This is a genomic window from Kosakonia sp. MUSA4, from assembly GCF_013085925.1.
GTDB classification, from domain to species: Bacteria; Pseudomonadota; Gammaproteobacteria; order Enterobacterales; family Enterobacteriaceae; genus Kosakonia; species Kosakonia sacchari_B.
Genome location: NZ_CP025697.1, coordinates 97,191 through 115,467 on the forward strand (window position 1 = coordinate 97,191; position 18,277 = coordinate 115,467).

General features: G+C 53.6%; 19 protein-coding genes. 11 read left to right on the forward strand and 8 right to left on the reverse strand.

Annotated elements, in window-relative coordinates; all coding sequences use genetic code 11:
* The first annotated feature begins 108 nt into the window (after nt 1-108).
* From C0557_RS00425 to C0557_RS00455, 7 genes are all read left to right on the forward strand, one after another.
* Complete coding sequence (locus C0557_RS00425; protein WP_208657119.1) at nt 109-960, forward strand: MurR/RpiR family transcriptional regulator; 852 nt, start codon at nt 109-111, stop codon at nt 958-960.
* Nucleotides 961-1,211: 251 nt separating this feature from the next.
* Nucleotides 1,212-2,048 (forward strand): transporter substrate-binding domain-containing protein, encoded by an 837-nt coding sequence (locus C0557_RS00430; protein ID WP_208657120.1) that lies wholly within the window; start codon nt 1,212-1,214, stop codon nt 2,046-2,048.
* 2 nt (nt 2,049-2,050) lie between these two features.
* Nucleotides 2,051-2,683 carry a DUF1989 domain-containing protein gene (locus tag C0557_RS00435; protein ID WP_074780588.1) on the forward strand — a complete coding sequence of 211 codons (633 nt, stop codon included), beginning with the start codon at nt 2,051-2,053 and terminating at the stop codon, nt 2,681-2,683.
* Nucleotides 2,667-3,314, forward strand: a complete 648-nt coding sequence (locus tag C0557_RS00440; RefSeq protein WP_208657121.1) for an urea carboxylase-associated family protein — start codon at nt 2,667-2,669, stop codon at nt 3,312-3,314. Before C0557_RS00435 ends, C0557_RS00440 begins: the two co-directional genes overlap by 17 nt.
* Before the next feature lie 3 nt (nt 3,315-3,317).
* Nucleotides 3,318-3,968 (forward strand): amino acid ABC transporter permease, encoded by a 651-nt coding sequence (locus C0557_RS00445; RefSeq protein ID WP_208657122.1) that lies wholly within the window; start codon nt 3,318-3,320, stop codon nt 3,966-3,968.
* Nucleotides 3,968-4,636, forward strand: a complete 669-nt coding sequence (locus C0557_RS00450) for an amino acid ABC transporter permease (protein WP_208662734.1) — start codon at nt 3,968-3,970, stop codon at nt 4,634-4,636. Before C0557_RS00445 ends, C0557_RS00450 begins: the two co-directional genes overlap by 1 nt.
* A 14-nt stretch (nt 4,637-4,650) precedes the next feature.
* Entirely contained in the window at nt 4,651-5,331 is a 681-nt protein-coding gene (locus tag C0557_RS00455) for a DUF1989 domain-containing protein (RefSeq protein WP_064568775.1), read from the forward strand.
* Nucleotide 5,332: 1 nt separating this feature from the next.
* On the opposite strand, the gene C0557_RS00460 is transcribed toward C0557_RS00455, so the two are convergent.
* Nucleotides 5,333-6,247 (reverse strand): LysR family transcriptional regulator, encoded by a 915-nt coding sequence (locus tag C0557_RS00460; RefSeq protein WP_208657123.1) that lies wholly within the window; start codon nt 6,245-6,247, stop codon nt 5,333-5,335.
* A gap of 305 nt (nt 6,248-6,552) precedes the next feature.
* Here C0557_RS00460 and C0557_RS00465 point away from each other — a divergent pair, with 305 nt between their 5' ends.
* Both C0557_RS00465 and C0557_RS27545 read left to right on the forward strand, forming a co-directional pair.
* A complete protein-coding gene (locus C0557_RS00465; RefSeq protein ID WP_208657124.1) occupies nt 6,553-6,831 on the forward strand; it encodes a hypothetical protein in 279 nt (92 codons plus the stop codon).
* A 96-nt stretch (nt 6,832-6,927) separates the two neighbouring features.
* On the forward strand, nt 6,928-7,128 hold the full coding sequence (locus C0557_RS27545) for a DUF1127 domain-containing protein (RefSeq protein WP_256371245.1): 201 nt from the start codon (nt 6,928-6,930) through the stop codon (nt 7,126-7,128).
* An 84-nt stretch (nt 7,129-7,212) separates the two neighbouring features.
* On the opposite strand, the gene C0557_RS00475 is transcribed toward C0557_RS27545, so the two are convergent.
* The 4 genes from C0557_RS00475 to C0557_RS00490 form a co-directional block, all read right to left on the reverse strand.
* Entirely contained in the window at nt 7,213-8,151 is a 939-nt protein-coding gene (locus C0557_RS00475) for an omptin family outer membrane protease (protein ID WP_208657125.1), read from the reverse strand.
* A 194-nt stretch (nt 8,152-8,345) separates the two neighbouring features.
* Nucleotides 8,346-8,693 (reverse strand): HNH nuclease YajD, encoded by a 348-nt coding sequence (gene yajD, locus C0557_RS00480; protein WP_043955614.1) that lies wholly within the window; start codon nt 8,691-8,693, stop codon nt 8,346-8,348.
* A gap of 259 nt (nt 8,694-8,952) precedes the next feature.
* Nucleotides 8,953-9,210, reverse strand: a complete 258-nt coding sequence (locus C0557_RS00485) for a bacteriocin immunity protein (protein ID WP_208657126.1) — start codon at nt 9,208-9,210, stop codon at nt 8,953-8,955.
* 1 nt (nt 9,211) lies between these two features.
* Nucleotides 9,212-11,371: an S-type pyocin domain-containing protein gene (locus tag C0557_RS00490; protein ID WP_208657127.1), complete on the reverse strand. Its 2,160-nt coding sequence runs from the start codon at nt 11,369-11,371 to the stop codon at nt 9,212-9,214.
* Between the two features lie 628 nt (nt 11,372-11,999).
* On the opposite strand from C0557_RS00490, the gene C0557_RS00495 reads away from it, so the two are divergent.
* On the forward strand, nt 12,000-12,482 hold the full coding sequence (locus C0557_RS00495; protein ID WP_208657128.1) for a hypothetical protein: 483 nt from the start codon (nt 12,000-12,002) through the stop codon (nt 12,480-12,482).
* A 495-nt stretch (nt 12,483-12,977) separates the two neighbouring features.
* The gene (locus C0557_RS00500) at nt 12,978-13,724 is read left to right on the forward strand and encodes a cyclopropane-fatty-acyl-phospholipid synthase family protein (protein WP_208657129.1); all 747 of its coding nucleotides are present in this window, start codon (nt 12,978-12,980) and stop codon (nt 13,722-13,724) included.
* A gap of 172 nt (nt 13,725-13,896) precedes the next feature.
* On the opposite strand, the gene actP is transcribed toward C0557_RS00500, so the two are convergent.
* The 3 genes from actP to acs all read right to left on the reverse strand — a co-directional run bounded on the left by actP (nt 13,897) and on the right by acs (nt 18,061).
* A complete protein-coding gene (gene actP, locus C0557_RS00505; protein ID WP_208657130.1) occupies nt 13,897-15,546 on the reverse strand; it encodes a cation/acetate symporter ActP in 1,650 nt (549 codons plus the stop codon).
* The gene (locus tag C0557_RS00510) at nt 15,543-15,854 is read right to left on the reverse strand and encodes a DUF485 domain-containing protein (RefSeq protein ID WP_208662737.1); all 312 of its coding nucleotides are present in this window, start codon (nt 15,852-15,854) and stop codon (nt 15,543-15,545) included. The genes actP and C0557_RS00510 overlap by 4 nt, the downstream gene beginning before the upstream one ends.
* 248 nt (nt 15,855-16,102) lie before the next feature.
* Nucleotides 16,103-18,061 (reverse strand): acetate--CoA ligase, encoded by a 1,959-nt coding sequence (gene acs, locus C0557_RS00515; protein ID WP_208657131.1) that lies wholly within the window; start codon nt 18,059-18,061, stop codon nt 16,103-16,105.
* Nucleotides 18,062-18,277: the final 216 nt, after the last annotated feature.

Here is an 18,277-nt window from a genome sequence, read left to right on the forward strand (position 1 = left end):
CGGGGCGGGCTTTCCCGCCCCTTTTCCCCGCGTTATAAAAATCTAAAATTCTGATGACATCCGGGCCTGCTCTGTGCAGGATGAGATTTTTCATTTCAGGGAATTACCATGAGTGCAAAAACGGCGTCGCTAGAAGGCCGGATCCGACAGCACTGGGATCAACTCTCCAGCCACGAGCAGCGGCTGGCAGATGTGCTGCTTGCCGCTCCTGGACAGCTGGCGATGAATACCGCCACCGAGCTGGCGCAAAGCGCAGGCGTTTCCAAAGCCACCACCACCCGTTTTTTCCGCCATCTTGGTTATGATAGTTATGAAGCGGCACGCCGCCAGGCCCGCGAAATGCAAAGCAGCGGATCGCCGCTCTATCTGCAAGCCGCGCCGGGCGCTTCGCCAATGGACAGCGTGATGCAGCAGCATCTGGAAAAAGAGATCGCTAACCTGGTGAACAGCTACCGCACGCTGGATAGCGCGCAGTTGCAGGAGGCGATTGCCGCTATTGCCCAGGCGCGTCGCGTGGTGGTGATGGGCTGGCGGCACAGCCAGACCATTGCGCAACTGATCTATCGCGACCTGGTGCATGTGCACCCCGATGTGCGGTTGTTGCCGCGGCCTGGCGATTCGCTGGCTGAACATCTGGCGGCGCTCGGCCCGCAGGATGTGGCGATCTGCGTTGGCCTGCGGCGGCGGATGCCCGCGCTGGATGCCGCCATGAGCGCGCTGGCGGAACGGCAAGTGCCGATGCTTTACCTGGCGGATGTGCTCTCCGGCAAACCGGCGCGTCATGCGCAATGGGTGGTGCGTTGCCACACCGATGGCAGCATGTTGTTTGACAGTACCGTTGCCCTCTCCGGCGTGTGCAACCTGCTGTGTTCGCTGGTGGCCCGCCAGATGGGCAAAAGCGGCAACGATCATCTTGCGCAGGTTGAAGCGCTGCATCAATCCCTCGACGAACTCGAATAATGCCCCATTCTGGCGCAGGTTGCGCCAGATTTTTCCCCAAAAGAGTGCTTACCGCCTTCCTTTGGCTGACATCGCGCCGCCTTGTAAGAAACAATAGAAATGTAAATCAAAATTTAAGAAACAAATGTTTCTTTATGATTTCATGAGGAAAAGGCGTTTCTCATGGTGATCGGTTAAACCGTGGTGAAAAAACTGGCACAAAAAGTGCTCATCAGAAAAAGACATTTCACCAACACCAGGGAAACACCACAATGAAAAAAACAGCACTGCTGATCGCCGCTCTTCTTTCCGTGGGCGCACTGGCGCAGGCACAGGCCGATACGCTGTCCGACATCAAGAGCAGCGGCAAAATGACGATCGGCATCGACCCGACCTTCCCACCGTATGAATACACTGACGATAAAGGCGAGATCACCGGGTATAGCGTGGCGATCATGCAGTCGTTCGCCAAAGATCTCGGCGTGAAACTGGAGTTTCAGAAAACCGCATTCAGCGGCATTCTGCCGGGGCTGATTTCCGGGGCGTTCAACGCTGAAGGTTCCACACTTAACGTGACGGCCGAACGTGCCAAAAAAGTACTTTTTACCGTCCCTTACAGCAAAACGGTGAACGGCGTTCTGGTGCGTGAGGATGAAGCGAAAGCCCTGAGCGGCAAGCCGCTAAGCCCGGAAAGCCTCTCTGGCCTGCGCGGCGCGGTGAAAACCGCCAGCGTGCCGGAGCAACTGCTTAAAGGCTTTAATAGCGAGCTGAAAAAAGCAGGGAAAAAACCGATCACCATCATCAGCGTCGATTCCCTCGATCAGACTGTCAGCACGCTGATGACCAAACGCGCCGATTTCGTCTATGACGACATTTCAGTGCTGGCGCCGGTGGCGAAAAAGTATGCCGGTAAAGTCGCGCAGGTGGGCGAAGTCGGGCCATCGCAATGGATGGCATGGGCGACGCGCAAAGAGGACAGCAGCCTGAACAAAGCCATCAGCGACCATATTCTGGCGATGCAGAAAAGCGGTCAGTTGACCCAACTGCAACAGCAGTATCTCGGCACCACCTTTACCGTTCCGGCCAGCGATTTCATTCCTCAGGAGTAATTATGTGTCAATCCCACCTGACGGTTCCGGCGGGCCACGGCAAAACCTTCCGTGTGCGTAAAGGGCAGTTTATTACCGTTATCGACAGTGAAGGGCAGCAGGCTGCCGATTTTGTGGCGGTCAACGCTGACAATCTGAACGAGAAGTTATCGCCGGTGCATACCCGCCAGCAGCTGCGCTCGCTCTTTTTTGAACCGGGCGATGCGCTGTGGTCGAGTGAAAACCGCCCGCTGTTGCGCATTGTTGCCGACACGATTGGCATTCACGATGCCAACGTACCGGCCTGCGATCGGACGCGGTTTAGTGTTGATTTCGGTGTCGAAGGGCACCGCAACTGCGTGGATAACCTGCTCGAAGGGATGAAAGCGCACGGCGTGACGTACTTTACGTTGCCGGAGCCGTTCAACCTGTTTCAGAACGGCCCGGTTACCGCCGACGGGCGTATGGAAGTGACCGATCCGCACAGTAAAGCCGGGGATTACATCACTTTCGAAGCCCTGTGCGATCTGATTTGTGCCGTCTCATCCTGCCCGCAGGACATCATTCCTGGCAACGGGTTGCAGGTGACGCCGATTGATATTCGCATCAGCGACCACTTCACCCCAGAGGAGAGGCTCCATGTTGTTAATGCGTGAGGCGTTTGCGGAAAACGCGATGCGTCCGCTGGCGGCGCCGGTGGATATCGCCGCCGGAAGCGTCGGATCGATTCGCGTGCTGCGCGGCCAGTTATTGCGCATCACGGCAATGGGCGATGGTGCAGTGGCGTCGCTGTTTGGCTTTAGCGTGGAGGATCCGGCGGTCTGGCTCTCGGTGCATCACACGCGGGTATTCAGCAATAGTTATCTGCTCGGTTCCGGTATGCGCATGGTCAATAACCGCCGTCGCCCGATGATGGTACTAGGTAAAGACCGCGTGAAGCGCCACGACCTGCTGCTACCGGCATCGACCCGCGCGTTTCTGGCGGAAAAGGGCTATGACGGCGAAGGGTGCATTGAAGCCGTCAGCGCAGAACTGGCGCGGCGGGGGATGAACGTGCCAAAACTGCCCGATCCCATCAACCTGTTTATGCATGTCCGCTTAATGCGTGACGGCCGCATTGTGCCGGAAACCAACCTCACGCAGACGGGCGACAGCATTACCTGCCGGGTGGTGATGGATACGCAGTTTATTGTCTCCGCCTGCAATACCGGCATTGAGGGGAATGATAAACCCGCGCCGCTGCGGTTGTCGGTGGCGGAAAACCTGACCGGCTTTGGCCCGGAGTAATCAATGGGGCTGGATCAACAGGTACTGGCCGCGCTGCCGGAGTTAGGGCGCGGGTTGCTGATGACGCTGCTGTTAACCGTGCTGGCGTCACTGGTGAGCGTGGTGATGGGGCAACTCGGCTGCTTCCTGCAACTGCGCCGGGCCTGGATCTGGCGAACCTCTGGCCGCTTGTATGTCAGCCTGATGCGCGGGACACCCGCGATTGTGCAACTGTTTGTGGTGTTTTTTACCCTGCCGAAACTGGGGCTTGGCGGGCAACCGCTGCTGGCGGCGGTGCTGGCGATCGGTTTCAACAGCGGCGCGTATGTTGCTGAAATCCTGCGCGTTAACCAGCGTCTGGTCACGCGCGGGCAACTGGAAGCGGCGCGGACGCTGGGGCTGAACCGTCTGCTCACCTGGTGGTATGTCATTAACCCGCAGGTGCTGCGCGCCAGTCTGCCGATGCTGGTGAATGAGTTCACCATTCTGCTGAAAACCACGCCGCTGGCCTCGGTGGTGGCACTGACGGAACTGACGTTTGCCGGGCAGATTGTCATCGCGCGTACCTATGAAGCCACGCAAGTGCTGTTGCTGGTGGCGGCGGGATATCTGTTGATTGCGCTGCCGCTGACCACCCTTGCGCGGCGGCTGGAAGCGAAACGGAGACCAGCATGATGGACTGGCAGGCCATTATTGATGCGCTTCCTTCACTGGGAGAAGGGATGGCGGCAACGTTGCAACTCTGCGCGATGGCGGCGATCTGTTCGTTACTGTGGGGAGCGCTGATGGCAGCGGCGTTAATGCGGGCGTCGCGCTTCTGGCAGCGGCTATTGCGGGTGTACAGCAACATCACGCTGGCGCTTCCGCTGCTGGTGGTGATTTATCTGCTCTACTTTGTGCTGCCGGAGTATGACATCACGCTCTCATCGCCGGTGGTCGGCGTGCTGGCGTTAACGCTCTATTACGCGCCCTATATTGCGCAGGTGATCCGCGCGGCCATTGAGGCGTTGCCTAAAGGGCAGTGGGAAGCCTGCCGGGTTCTCGGGCTTAGCCGCCGCGAGCAACTGCGCGATGTGGTGCTGCCGCAAACCCTGCCGCAGATGCTGTCGCCGCTGGTTGGGTTGATGATCGGCCTGATTAAAGATTCGGCCCTGCTGTCGATTGTCTCGGTACAGGAGTTTATGTACGCCGCCAAACAGGCGATATCGGAAACCTATGCACCGCTGGAGATCTACCTGACGGTCGCACTCTGTTACTGGCTGCTGAACAGTCTGCTTGACTGGCTGGCGCGCCATTTTGAATCCCGCATGACGCGCTATCGTCGCGGCATGCAACATGAATAAACCAGGAGAGAATCATGTCTGCTGAATTGCAGCACCGTGAAGTGGTTACGGTTCCGGCACGTTACGGCAAAGCCGTGCGCTTAAATAAAGGGGAAGCGGTACAGGTAATCAACCTGCACGGTACGCAGGTGGTGGATTGCTGGGCCTATAACGCCAGCGATGTCAGCGAATATATGTGCATGGAAGCGACAAGAGTATGGAATCAGCGCCTCAATCCGCGCGTGGGCGACAGCTTTATCACTGACCAGCGTCATCCGATCCTGACGCTGGTAGCGGACACTTCACCGGGCGTACACGATACGTTTATGGCCGCCTGCGATGCTCGCCGCTATGAACTGTTGGGCTGCACCGAGCCGCATCGCAACTGCCATGACAATCTGCACGAAGGGATGGCGGAACTGGGCGTGACGCTGCCGCATGGCAATCTCGCTTCCTTCAATATTTTCATGAATATCCAGGTACAGCCGGATGGCATTACCTTGAAGACGTTGCCGGTCGTGACGAAACCCGGGGATTACATCATTCTGCGCGCGGAGATGGATTGCTATGTGGCATTTTCCGCCTGCCCGCAGGATATCGTCAGCATTCAGGGGCAGGGGGATAACACCCCGCGCGATGTGGAAGTGCGTATTCTGACAGCAGGATTTCCGCAGGTGAATCTGCAAGGTCCGTGGGTGCCGGGCAACGCTGCCTGAGTTACGCTTTCCCCGCGGGTAATGATGGGGCGTCCGACTCAGGCCAGAACCCTTCACAACAGTTTAACCACGCCTGCGCACTGTGGGAAAGATAGACGCCTTCACGCCAAATCATCCCCAGTTGCCAGCGTAACTCGCTCTGCAAAGGAAGCCAGCGCAGGGTTTGTTTATCCAGCCGCTGGCAAATCGGTTCCGGCAGAATGGCGATGCCGACGCCAGCCTGCACCATCGCCGCCAGAAAATCCCACTGCCCGCTCCGCACGGCGATGCGCGGCTTCACGCCGTGCTGATTGAACAGCTGCATCAACTGGCGGCTGAGGGCGAAATCTTCGTTGTAGATAAGCAAAGGGTGCTCGCCTAACTCTTCCAGCGTGACCGCTTCGTGCTTCAGCCAGTCGCCGGAGCGCGGCACCAGCACACACATTGGGTAGCTGAACAGCGGCATCGTCGCTAAGCCGCTGTCATCTTCAACCGGCAGCGCGGTCATCGCCAGATCCAGCTCGCTATTGCTTACCGCATGCTGCACCGTCAGGCCGCCAAATTCGGCAATTTTCAGCTCGACGCCGGGATAACGCTGGCGAAACAAGCCGATCGGTCCGGCCATCAGCATGCCCACCATTGGCGGAATGCCGAGGCGCAACAGGCCTTTGTTCAGATGGTTGATATCGCCAAGCTCTGTTTCCAATTGCTGGAATTCGGCGAGGATCGCCATGCCGCGTTCAAACACCACGCGGCCGGTATCGGTCAGCAGTAATTTGCGGCCATCGCGAATCAACAACGTGCAGTTGAGTTCATCCTCAAGATTTTTCAGCATCTTGCTGATGGTCGGTTGGGTGACGAACAGGCGCTCCGCCGCGCGGGTGAAACTTTGCTGGCGTACCACCTCGACAAAATAGCGCAGCGTTCTGATGTCCATAATGATTCCCTGGAACTCTGGATGCGATGAGTTTAATTCATTTCAGCAATGGAAGGGCGCTCTCTGTACAGGCGTTTCACTGAATTTATTGGAAAAAGTCTATCGCTTTGAAGTCAGCTGGTTGAAAAATGAGTGATACCAACGTGTTCCTTCCTTTTATTTTCGTTTTGCCGATCCGCGATCTCCTTGACATGGTATAACCCCATCACTACAATTGGTAACAAGTTACCAATGTAACTAATGGTCATCCGCTGATTTATTGGCTCTATGACGTTATGGATCGCTTTTTGAGTGAGGGCTGTGTAATGACAACTGAACAGGAACGAGTGCCTGCGTCTCTCAACATCGAACGGGTACAGACAGGATTCCGTATAGAAAAACGTATCCTGAAGGTGCTAAAAGGCCTGGCTGAATACCACGAAATTAGCTTAGGAGATCTGGTCGAGGGGATCGTGCTCCATGCGTTTGATGGTAAGTGTGCGTTTGGTGAAAAAAGTCTTGCTTGTATCGGTGAATTAAAGAAAATTTATGCATTAGATTTAGATTCTAATGCATCGCATAATTTAATAGAAAAAGAAAAATAATTTTAAAGCTTCATATTCCATGTGTACGTGATATTTAAACTGACAATACAATAAATATTGTCAGTTTGTCTTTTCTTGATTGAGAGGCATGGAAAAGTGGATAGCAAAAAAAATAAAACATATCGTTTTATAAATAACCTATTATATGAAATAAAAACTGTCGCTATATTGTTTTATCTTTCGATTATTAATTATTTTAAAAAAGTACAATTGCGCCGAAAATCACTTCTTGCGCTAAAAAAGATGAGTGATGAACAGCTGAAGGACATAGGCCTTACACGGGATGATATCGATTAATTTCCTGGCTTGTCGTGCTTAGCCAACAAAAAGGCCCCGTCAGGAGCCTGATATTTTGTAAAAAAATATACGCGTTGCGCTGATTCAGAAGCGATATTGCAGACCGGCTGTAACGGTATAGCTATTGTTAGAAATGCCAGCAGCATCTCCGCCAATAGATGCTGATTCGCCACTGTTGGTATCAATAATTTGAGTACCGCCTTTGCCTTCTTCAAAACGGCTATAGGCAAATTCAGCAAAAACTTTGGCCTGCGGTGTGACGTAATATCCGGCATCAATTGACGCACCGTAATAGCGTGAACTTGACGTTTTCTCACGGAAAGTCAGATCGCGCATATAGTGCTCGTCGTTATCATGAGCACGGACCCAATCACTGAATTTAAACAGCGCGTTAAATTCAAAGTCATTAATACGATACTGGCCAGCAAGGCCAATGTATGGCATAGAGAAACGCTGGCTATAACCAATACCACGTTCGCCCGCCGGGAAATTCCCGACATTTGTCCCGTTATCGTAATTGTAAGAACCACCGGTAGCAGTCCAACTGAAACGCGTTTCCTGATAACCCGCCGTTACACCCGCTTTGTAGTTCTCGTCCTGGAATATCCAGCCTTTAACATTGAGATCGTATTCATTGGCATAATTGACATGCGTAGCCGGATGGGATGAGTGGTCTGTCCATGCGGATTGCCTGTCGTTCAACCAGTCATAATCATCCATATGACCGGAGCCAGATGCCATCGATGTCCAGCCGCGGGCGTTCAGTGTCAGAAAAGAGTATGCATCCCAGGAAATATCGCCTTTCAGAATGGCGACATTTTTGAGTTTCCAGTCCAGTTGGCTGATTTTACGCCCGGTGACTTCGTCGTAAACCATCTCATGGGATTTCCCGCTCAGCATCCCACCCGAGGCTGAAACCGTTAAACTCTCCGGGGAAAAATTCGGCGTAAGTTGCGCCGGTCCTGCATAAACTGCTCCTGAAAACGCGGCCATCATCATTACTGCAACACGACTTTTTTTCATTTTTATATCCCTAAGACAAATTTAATCAATAAGTTGCCAGGGAAGTTTAAAAGTCATACAAATAGCAATCAACTGCCAGTTTTGGTAATTTTTTGCAAACTTATGTCAGTAGCAAGACCCCGCCTGGCTTCATTCTGTAAACAGACGACGCGCCGCACGCCGGCAGTTTTGTGCAGAGGGAGACGTTGCTGGCGCTATTTCTTCTTGTTTAGCATCGACTTCAAATCGGCAAATGGATTATAAGTTGCTGCTCCGACATCTTTTTGCGCATCTTCACCCGCTACCACGGTGGTGCCGTACTGATCCGCTTCCGTGTATTTCGAATGTTCGTGGTCATGGCAATACAGACACAACAACTCCCAGTTGCTGCCATCTTCCGGGTTATTGGTATGGTCGTGATCGATATGGTGAACCGTTAATTCACGTAGGTTTGAATAAACAAATTCCCGCGAACAGCGTCCACACACCCACGGGTAGATTTTTAGTGCTTTCTCACGGTAGCCGCTTTCCAGCCGCGCGTAGTTTTTTGGGATCAAAGCCATTGCCGATGCCGCCTGTTACAAAGAGAGAGTTTTCTAATATATCCCATAATGGCGCAGAAAGAGACGGGGCGTTGTAGTTTGCTTTTCGCTCAAAGTCGACAGAAGGAAATTACAATGTCGGTTAAGTGCGAAAAGTGACGGGGCGTCATTTCTCAACTGGCCGCTATTCTTGATACACACAACAGCGAGCCGCAAATGCCGACGCTCCGGTTACGCAGTGGTCGGTGGCTCCTGTAAAGCACAGGAGCCACCGGTACGGTTATGCGCCTTTAAATCCAGATTTGTTATTTGCAGCCCGCCATTCTTTTATGGTTTTAACAACCCCTTCTGGTGAGTTATCTGCCCCGTTTTTGGGATGAAAGATAAGGTTCCATCCTTCCGGGTGCTCTGTTATACGCGCGAACTCATAAATGGCGCTGTCGTTTTCAGCTTCAGTGGCGAAATCTGCTTCACAAATCTTACGGACAAAGCTGAGAAATTCGCTTTCGGTGTATTCCTGTAAGTTGTTTTTCGACATTTTATTCTCCCTTATGAATATTGATGTGGCGTTTAGGGGTGACTGCGCTCAGGTTGTCGACATCATATACTTCACCGCCTGTGTAAATTGCAACCTTATGGTGAAGCTCAATACCGACGCGCTTCCCTGCCGATTCAGTAAAATCTGCCACAGGTGCCCGTCCCCGCTGCATACGGTTCAAATCGTAAGTACTGAACTGCTTGCTCAATTCAGGATCCACTGCAACCGCACGCCAGAATGCATTTCGGAAGGAATCAAAGCTGCTGTAGTTTTTGCCGTTCAGTTTTTCCGCGATCTGTTCTGGCAACGGCGCGCCGTCTCCGGTAGATGCACCATCAAGCCAGTTTTCCCCCGCTTTCTGCCCATTGCCACTTACGGTACCTGGCATATTCCGACGACTCCGGAGCATCACATACAGTGGCCGCAGACCAGATTCTGCAGGGAAAATAAGGATTACATCGGCAAAATCCAGGTCATCCGCAACCGGTGTTGTGGTGATGGTTAAACCCTGCGGAGCGGTATCCTGATCGCCTGTATGAATAATCGTTTCCGGCAATGGAACCGGACCGGTTAACGTTAATGGAGCATCCAGTCCAGGGGCGTCAGCGGGGCTGATTAGGATCGTCTGGGCTGGCACACCCGGCATCGCTGGCAGCGTATAGCCCCAATAACCTGTTGCACTGTCCGGTTCGGCTTGCACTACCTTAACATCGCCAGGCTCCGGGAACCGAATGAACTGAGTTTCAAGCGTACCGTCTTCCCGTTCGACCAGGTGCCCCCGAACAGGCATCGCGACAGGTGTACTTGTCTCAGCAGCCTGAGCCAGAGTTGCCATATCAGGAAGAGAAAAGAACTCCGCAGGCGTTAACGCACTTATATCGCGCCCCGGAACAACATCGCTTCCGGCACCCACATCGCGGGAATACAACAGCCCCATAATCGTTACCGCGACCGGGCCTGTCATACTCGCCACTGCAAGGCTGCGAAGCTCAGCAAGTATTGCAGTCATCCGTGACATAACCGTACCCGCTGTATCTTTTGCCAGCGTGATGCCACCGGCAGAGGCAACCGACCAGCTCAGGGGAGATAACGACATCTCTGCGGAAAGGGGGATACCGCGAACCGACTGGATATCTGTTGAAAAGAGTTTGTTTGCCGCGGTCTGTCGGGCTTGCAACGCAGCGGCTCTCTCAGCCGCAATGCGGGCCTCTTCAGCCGCTTTCGCAGCGGCTTCGGCCTGTCGCTGTTGTTCCGCCGCTGCCGCTGCCGCGGCTTCAGCAAGCTGGCGTTGACGTTCAGCCTCTGCTGCACGTTCCGCGGCTTCTCTGGATGCAGTCAGTGCCGCCTGGGCGGCCTGGCGGCGAGTTTCTGCCGCATTATAACTGGCTGTCGCCTGAAGACTGGCCTGCTCGGCAGTCGTCGCTTCTTTTGGGAGATTATTAGCAATATTACGTTTGTTTACCGCATCCGTCTCAGCCGCAATTACCTGAGCCTGGCTGATACCGGATGAATAAAAAACATTGCCGTAGACATCTGAATTTTTAGTTGATTTCACCACCTCACGTTTAACGGTTCCGTAATACCCATTCTTCAGGGTCATGGTGGATATTTTGGTCCTGAGATCCTGATACGTTTTCTCAGCCTGAGCGGCGACCGGTATCGCGTTAATCGCTTCCTGTCGTTTTGCCTGCGCAGCATTTAACGCGCTGGCCGCAAGATCTTTTAACCTGGCCGCTTCTGTTGTTGCCGTATTCAGTTCTGCTTCTGCCTGAGAGACTGACTGATACTGCCCGGCCGTAGCGGCAGCAAAAATCGCGGCCTGACGATTTTGTTCCGCGATTGCCGCAGCGGTGGCTGTCTGTGCGGCAAAATTCTTTGCTGCTGCTTCAGCATTTTTTTGATCCTGAAGCGCTTTTGCCGCAGTGGCTGCTTTTGCTGCCTCTGACGGGCCGACGGGCACAAAAACAGTCCGGGTAAAGTCATGTTCCCGATTTGAACGGTAGGTTTCTGTTACCCAGTAACCCAGTTGACCGTTATTTATGACCAGGGATTCTCCCTTCGGCCCTTTATCTGCACCATCGCGACCACCATTCGGCCCGCGTTTTTCATCCCTGCCGGTAATTTCGACACGATACTCTCCGTTAACCCAGCCTGAAGCCATATCTTTCTCCGTTTTTCTCTGAATAGACCGGTGTGCAATTTATCGAACCCTTTTGAGGGTTCTGTTCATGAATCTAAGTGCGCTTCCACACTATTTTTGCTGTGTATACATGCAGATAAATGAATCCCGAAGTTCCTGTTGGGCTTCCGGGATAAATGGCAAGCGGCGGTTTTTTTATATCGGTTTTGATGGAGGCAGGACAGGAAAGTGCGTTGTCTGGTTTACGGCACCACTCATTGGCATCTTCATTTTGGGAATCAGTAGAACACACCCACCGTCGAAATATTCAGCAGAAATCCGGGCCTGCCTGCAGCAGTAAATATCTAACCCTGAATATCGGCTTTATGCTGAAAACGCTATGGCCTGTTTAGATCCGCGTGCGGCTCATCAGGATAAAAGGTCTACGCCAAAAGCCTGATTTCTTTTCTTATTAATGCTGTTATTTTTAAAACTGTTATTTGCTTGATGAACCGGTTGGTTATAAAGCGTAAATCGGCGTGTTTCGCTTATTTTCTCTCAATAAACCGATTTGCTGTGCAAATAAAAAAACACTAACGCCATTATTACAACCCTAATGACAGAAACGCATTCTGTTGCGGGCGTGTCATTGCCATGAGGAGATAAAGATATGTCATCTGTTTATTATCGTGGGGATAAACGAGATTTTGCCACGATCCAACAAACGGGATTCCAGCCGCAAATAGTGTCGTGCAGAGGGCGGACGCCAGGTCAGGCGATCGCCTATATTCAGAAGATTATTAAGGACAACAATTATAAGAGCCTTGCGGATATTGGCGCTTATATCATCAGTAATGCAAAAGGCGATTCCGTCTCCGCCTCGTGTATTCTCGATGGCGCCTCCTATGGTACTTATAAATATCAAATCACCGTTCCGGCTAATGCTTTGTATTTTGAATTTAAAACCGATGGCAGTGTGGGCGCGCAGCTGGAAAATCAGGGGAGTATGTCCGGGCGCAAACCGTACTATATTTTAACGGATGTTAACCCGGATTTAAGTCAATACGTTATTGTCGGAACAAGGACGGTCACGCAGGAAGCCACATTTTTTACAGATGTACCCAGCGACTGGATCTCGTTAATAGCAGAATAGATTTTCATCCGATTTATAATTGATACGTACAACGATTTTTTCAGGATTAAAAACCTGAATGTTATCTTCTGTTGTTGCATTGCCGCTGGCTGCCTCGACAGCGGCATGCTTTGTTTTACGGGATGAGACCGAATTCCGGCGCTTTTATGCCAGCGTGTTTTCCATGGCGATCACATTTTTCCGACTCATACTTGTCCTTTTTATATCACAGCGTTACCATTCACTTAGTAAATACCTTCCAACTCACCCGAGGCTTTGATGCTGGAGAATGTCATCATCTGATAATCAGTTTGCCGGGCTTTTCAGACCGGGCTGGTTATCAATGCGCTGAAATCGAATGCGGACACCGCTGTGTGTTTGCACGTTTTGCTCATGATGATGAAACAGGTTTTCCAGTATGAATTTATCCCGTCAGAAACAACATCTCTTATACATTCTCACCCACGGTGGGCGTATTTTGCTCGTCCGCGTCATCTCCGGGAAAGGAGTTAACTAATGGATATCCCACGTATTTTTACTATCAGCGAAAGTGAACACCGCATCCATAACCCGTTTACGCCAGAAAAATATGCCACCCTTGGGCGCGTGTTACGCATGAAACCGGGGGCGCGGATCCTCGATCTCGGCAGCGGTTCGGGTGAGATGCTTTGCACCTGGTCTCGCGATTACGGCATTACCGGTGTCGGCATCGACATGAGCCCGCTCTTCACCGCGCAGGCAAAATTGCGTGCCGAAGCGCTGGGCGTTGCGGCACATGTGCATTTTATTCATAACGATGCGTCCGGTTATATCGCCGACGAAAAATGTGACGTGGCTGCCTGTGTCGGCGCAACCTGGATAGCGGGCGGCGTCGGCGGAACCATCGCGCTGCTGGCAAAGAGCCTCAAACCCGGCGGAATCATACTTATTGGTGAACCGTACTGGCGTCAGTTACCCGCAACGGACGAGGAAGCCAAGGCCTGCGGCGCCAGCGCGTTGGCCGATTTTCTCACGCTCCCGCAGCTTGTCGCCAGCTTCGGCGAACGCGGCTATGACGTAGTGGAAATGGTGCTGGCAGACCAGGAAGGCTGGGATCGGTATGAAGCGGCAAAATGGCTGACCCTGCGCCGCTGGCTGGCGGAAAACCCCAACGATGAATTTGCCGCCGAAGTGCGGGAAATACTGACGCTGGCACCTGTTCGCCACGTTACCTGGACAAGGGAATATCTGGGCTGGGGCGTTTTTGCGTTAATGGCACGCTAAACGAGACAACCGGTATCGCGCAAAAGTGATACCGGTATATTTTTCATTGCTTCCTCGCAAGCCATTTATAAATTCAGCTATTGATGAATTAGCGCGTTGTTTCAGTTTGGCAAAGGTACTTTGTGGAGAGGCGAAAATGTGATCCCCGGCCATTACAGACCGGGGCAGGGGATTAGTGTGCGCGACCCTGTTCGATACCAATACCGGTCTGCGAGCGAATAAACTGCGCGCGGAACTGCTCGCGCTCCAGCTTGCCCGCTTCGGTGTTGTCGGTAGCGGAGAAGAGCCAGATACCGATAAACGCGACGGCAATCGAGAACAGCGCCGGATACTCATACGGGAAGACCGCTGTGGCGTGACCGAGGATCTGTACCCAAATGGTCGGGCCGAGGATCATCAAAATCACCGCCGTCAGCAGGCCAAGCCAGCCGCCGATCATCGCGCCACGCGTGGTCAGTTTCGACCAGTACATCGAGAGCAGAATAATCGGGAAGTTGCAGCTTGCGGCAATGGAGAAGGCCAGACCGACCATAAAGGCGATGTTCTGCTTCTCAAACAGAATGCCCAACAAAATGGCGACCACGCCGAGCACCAGCACGGTGATTTTGGATACCTTCAGCTCCTGACGCTCGGTCGCGCCTTTACGGAATACGTTGGCGTAGAGATCGTGCGAGACCGCCGACGCGCCCGCCAGCGTCAGCCCGGCGACCACCGCCAGAATGGTGGCGAACGCCACGGCGGAGATAAAGCCGAGGAACAGGTTGCCGCCAACCGCATCGGCAAGGTGAACCGCTGCCATATTGTTACCGCCAATCAGCGTGCCCGCCGCATCTTTAAACGCCGGATTCGCGCCGACCAGCATGATCGCGCCAAAGCCGATGATAAAGGTCAGAATGTAGAAGTAACCCATAAAACCTGTGGCGTAGAACACGCTTTTACGGGCTTCACGCGCATCGCTGACGGTGAAGAAACGCATCAGGATATGCGGCAAACCGGCGGTGCCGAACATCAGACCCAGGCCTAACGACAGAGCGGAGATCGGATCTTTCACCAGCCCGCCGGGGCTCATGATTGCCGCGCCTTTCGGATGTACCGCCATCGCTTCGGTGAACAGGTTATTGAAGCTGAAACCGACGTGTTTCATCACCATAAAGGCCATAAAACTTGCGCCAAACAGCAGCAATACCGCTTTGATAATTTGTACCCAGGTGGTGGCGAGCATGCCGCCGAACAGCACATACAGCACCATCAGCACGCCAACCAGTACCACGGCGACGTGATAGTTCAGGCCGAACAGCAGCTCGATAAGCTTACCGGCACCCACCATCTGCGCAATCAGATACAGCGCAACCACCACCAGCGAACCGCAGGCGGAAAGGGTGCGAATCGGCCCCTGTTTCAGGCGATATGAGGCCACGTCGGCGAAGGTATAGCGCCCAAGGTTGCGCAGCCGTTCGGCGATCAAAAACAGGATAATCGGCCAGCCGACAAGGAAGCCCAGCGAGTAAATCAGCCCGTCGTAGCCGGAGGTGTACACCAGCGCGGAGATCCCGAGGAAGGAGGCCGCCGACATAAAGTCACCGGCAATCGCCAGCCCGTTCTGAAAACCGGTAATATTGCCGCCCGCAGTGTAGTAATCGCTGCGCGAACGCACGCGTTTCGACGCCCAGTAAGTGATGTACAGGGTGAGCGCCACAAAAATCACAAACATGATAATCGCCTGCCAGTTGGTTGGCTGGCGTTGTACCTCGCCGGTAATGGCATCGGCGGCGTGCGCCGTGAAAGGAAGTGTGGCGGCCAGCGCCGTCAGGACTCGTTTCATGATGCTTTTACCTCGCTCAGCACGGCTTTGGTCAGACGATCAAACTCACCGTTTGCCCGCCAGACGTAGACGCCGGTCAGCACAAACGAAATCACAATCACGCCAATCCCAATCGGGATGCCGCGCGTCACGTTGGTGCCTTCGTGCAGCGGCGTGCCGAGCCAGTGCGGCGCAAAAGCGATAAGCAGAATAAAGCCGACGTAGATAATCAGCATGATGATGGAAAGGGAAAAGGCAAACCGTTGCCGTCTTGCAACTAACTCCCTGAAATGCGCACTGTTTTCTATCTGTTGATAAATGTTATTCATCACAGAATTCTCCAGAGGTCTCCCCTTTGTCTTTCGCATCGCCGGTTCGTTGGCCGCACGTGCCCACCCCGGTTACACCATTATCTGTGCTCCCGGGGATGTGCGCGTTTGCCGCCTTCCTGCAACATGAAATCCATTGAGGACTGTAGGGTGAGGTGATTGTTTCCTCTCCTTATAAGGAGAGCGTTATGGTTTTGTTTGTCAGCCGGATAGTGGCCGGGGCCTTATCCGGCAGGGCGTTACGATTATTAAGACGGCATGGTAATGGCCTGCTTCTCTTCGAGCAGTTTTTCCACGACGCCAGGATCGGCGAGCGTCGAGGTATCGCCGAAGTTACTGGTATCGCCCGCCGCGATTTTGCGCAGGATGCGGCGCATGATTTTGCCGGAGCGTGTTTTCGGCAGCGAATCTGTCCAGTGCAGTACATCCGGCGTTGCCAGCGGGCCAATCTCTTTACGCACCCAGTTACGCACTTCGGTGTAGAGTTCCGGCGACGGCTCTTCACCGTGGTTCAGCGTGACATAGGCATAAATCGCCTGGCCTTTGATGCTGTGCGGAATACCCACCACGGCGGCCTCGGCGATTTTCGGATGCGAAACCAGCGCCGATTCAATCTCGGCGGTGCCCAGGCGGTGACCGGAAACGTTCAGCACATCGTCCACGCGGCCGGTGATCCAGTAATAGCCCTCTTCGTCACGACGCGCGCCGTCGCCGCTGAAATAGCAGTTTTTGAAGGTGGAGAAGTAGGTCTGTTCAAAGCGCTCGTGATCGCCAAACAGCGTACGCGCCTGGCCTGGCCAGGAGTCGGTGATCACCAGGTTACCTTCGGTCGCGCCCTCAAGCGCATTCCCTTCGTTATCCACCAGCGCCGGTTGCACGCCAAAGAACGGATGGGTTGCCGAACCGGCTTTCAGGCGCGTTGCGCCAGGCAGCGGGGTGATCATAAAACCGCCGGTTTCCGTCTGCCACCAGGTGTCCATCACCGGGCATTTACCGTTGCCGATCTTCGACCAGTACCACTCCCACGCTTCCGGGTTAATGGGCTCGCCCACTGAACCGAGAATGCGCAGCGAAGAGCGGTCAGTACCCGCAATGGCTTTGTCGCCTTCGGCCATCAGTGCGCGGATCGCCGTCGGTGCGGTATAGAGAATATTGACCTGGTGTTTATCCACCACCTGGCTCATGCGCGCCGGGGTTGGCCAGTTCGGCACGCCTTCAAACATCAGCGTAATAGCGCCGCAGGCCAGCGGCCCGTAGAGCAAATAGCTGTGGCCGGTTACCCAGCCGACATCGGCCGTACACCAGTAGACATCGCCCGGATGATAATCAAAGACATATTTAAAGGTCGTCGCGGCATAAACCAGATAACCGCCGGTGGTGTGCAGCACGCCTTTCGGTTTGCCGGTCGAGCCGGAGGTATAGAGGATAAAGAGCGGATCTTCCGCGCCGACTTCCACCGGCTGGTGCTGGTCGCTGGCTTTTTCGGTCAGCTCGTTCCACCACAGATCGCGGCCTGCGTTCCAGTCGATTTTGCCGCCGGTACGCTTCAGAACCACGACGTGTTCAACGCTGTTAACGTTCGGGTTTTTCAGCGCGTCATCGACATTTTTCTTCAGCGGAATATTACGACCGGCGCGCACGCCTTCGTCGGCGGTGATCACCAGCCGGGAGCTGGAATCGATAATGCGTCCGGCGACGGCTTCCGGCGAGAAGCCGCCGAAAATCACCGAATGCACCGCGCCGATGCGGGCGCAGGCGAGCATGGCGACAGCCGCTTCCGGCACCATCGGCATGTAAATCGCGACAACATCACCTTTCTTAATCCCGAGCTCGACCAGCACATTGGCAAACTGGCATACGCTGCGGTGCAGCTCGCGGTAGGTGATTTTTTTACTCTGGCTGGCGTCATCGCCTTCCCAGATAATGGCCGTCTGGCCGCCGCGTTCGGCGAGATGGCGGTCAAGGCAGTTGGCGGCCAGGTTTAATGTGCCGTCTTCATACCATTTAATCGAAATGTTGCCGGGTGCGAAGGAGGTGTTTTTCACCGTTTTATACGGCGTAATCCAGTCGAGGATCTTTCCCTGCTCGCCCCAGAATGTGTCAGGGTCGGTGATGGATTGATGATATTTGGCTTCATACTGCTCCGGATTGATCAGGCAACGTTCCGCAATATTGGCGGGAATATCGTGTTTATGTATTTGGCTCATGGCAATTGCTCTCCTTGTAAGATGTTAATAATATGTCACAAGAACGTTAATTGTAGGGCCTTTACAAGCTTTGTTTACTATTTGAGCGATAGATCACGCATTGATGAGATTCAGTAAAAAAGCAGCAAAATAAATGCGCTGGTGTAATGCAGAAATGAAAAATAGCGGCAGGGAGAAGAAAAATGACTCATAACAGCAGGTTATGGAATGTGACGG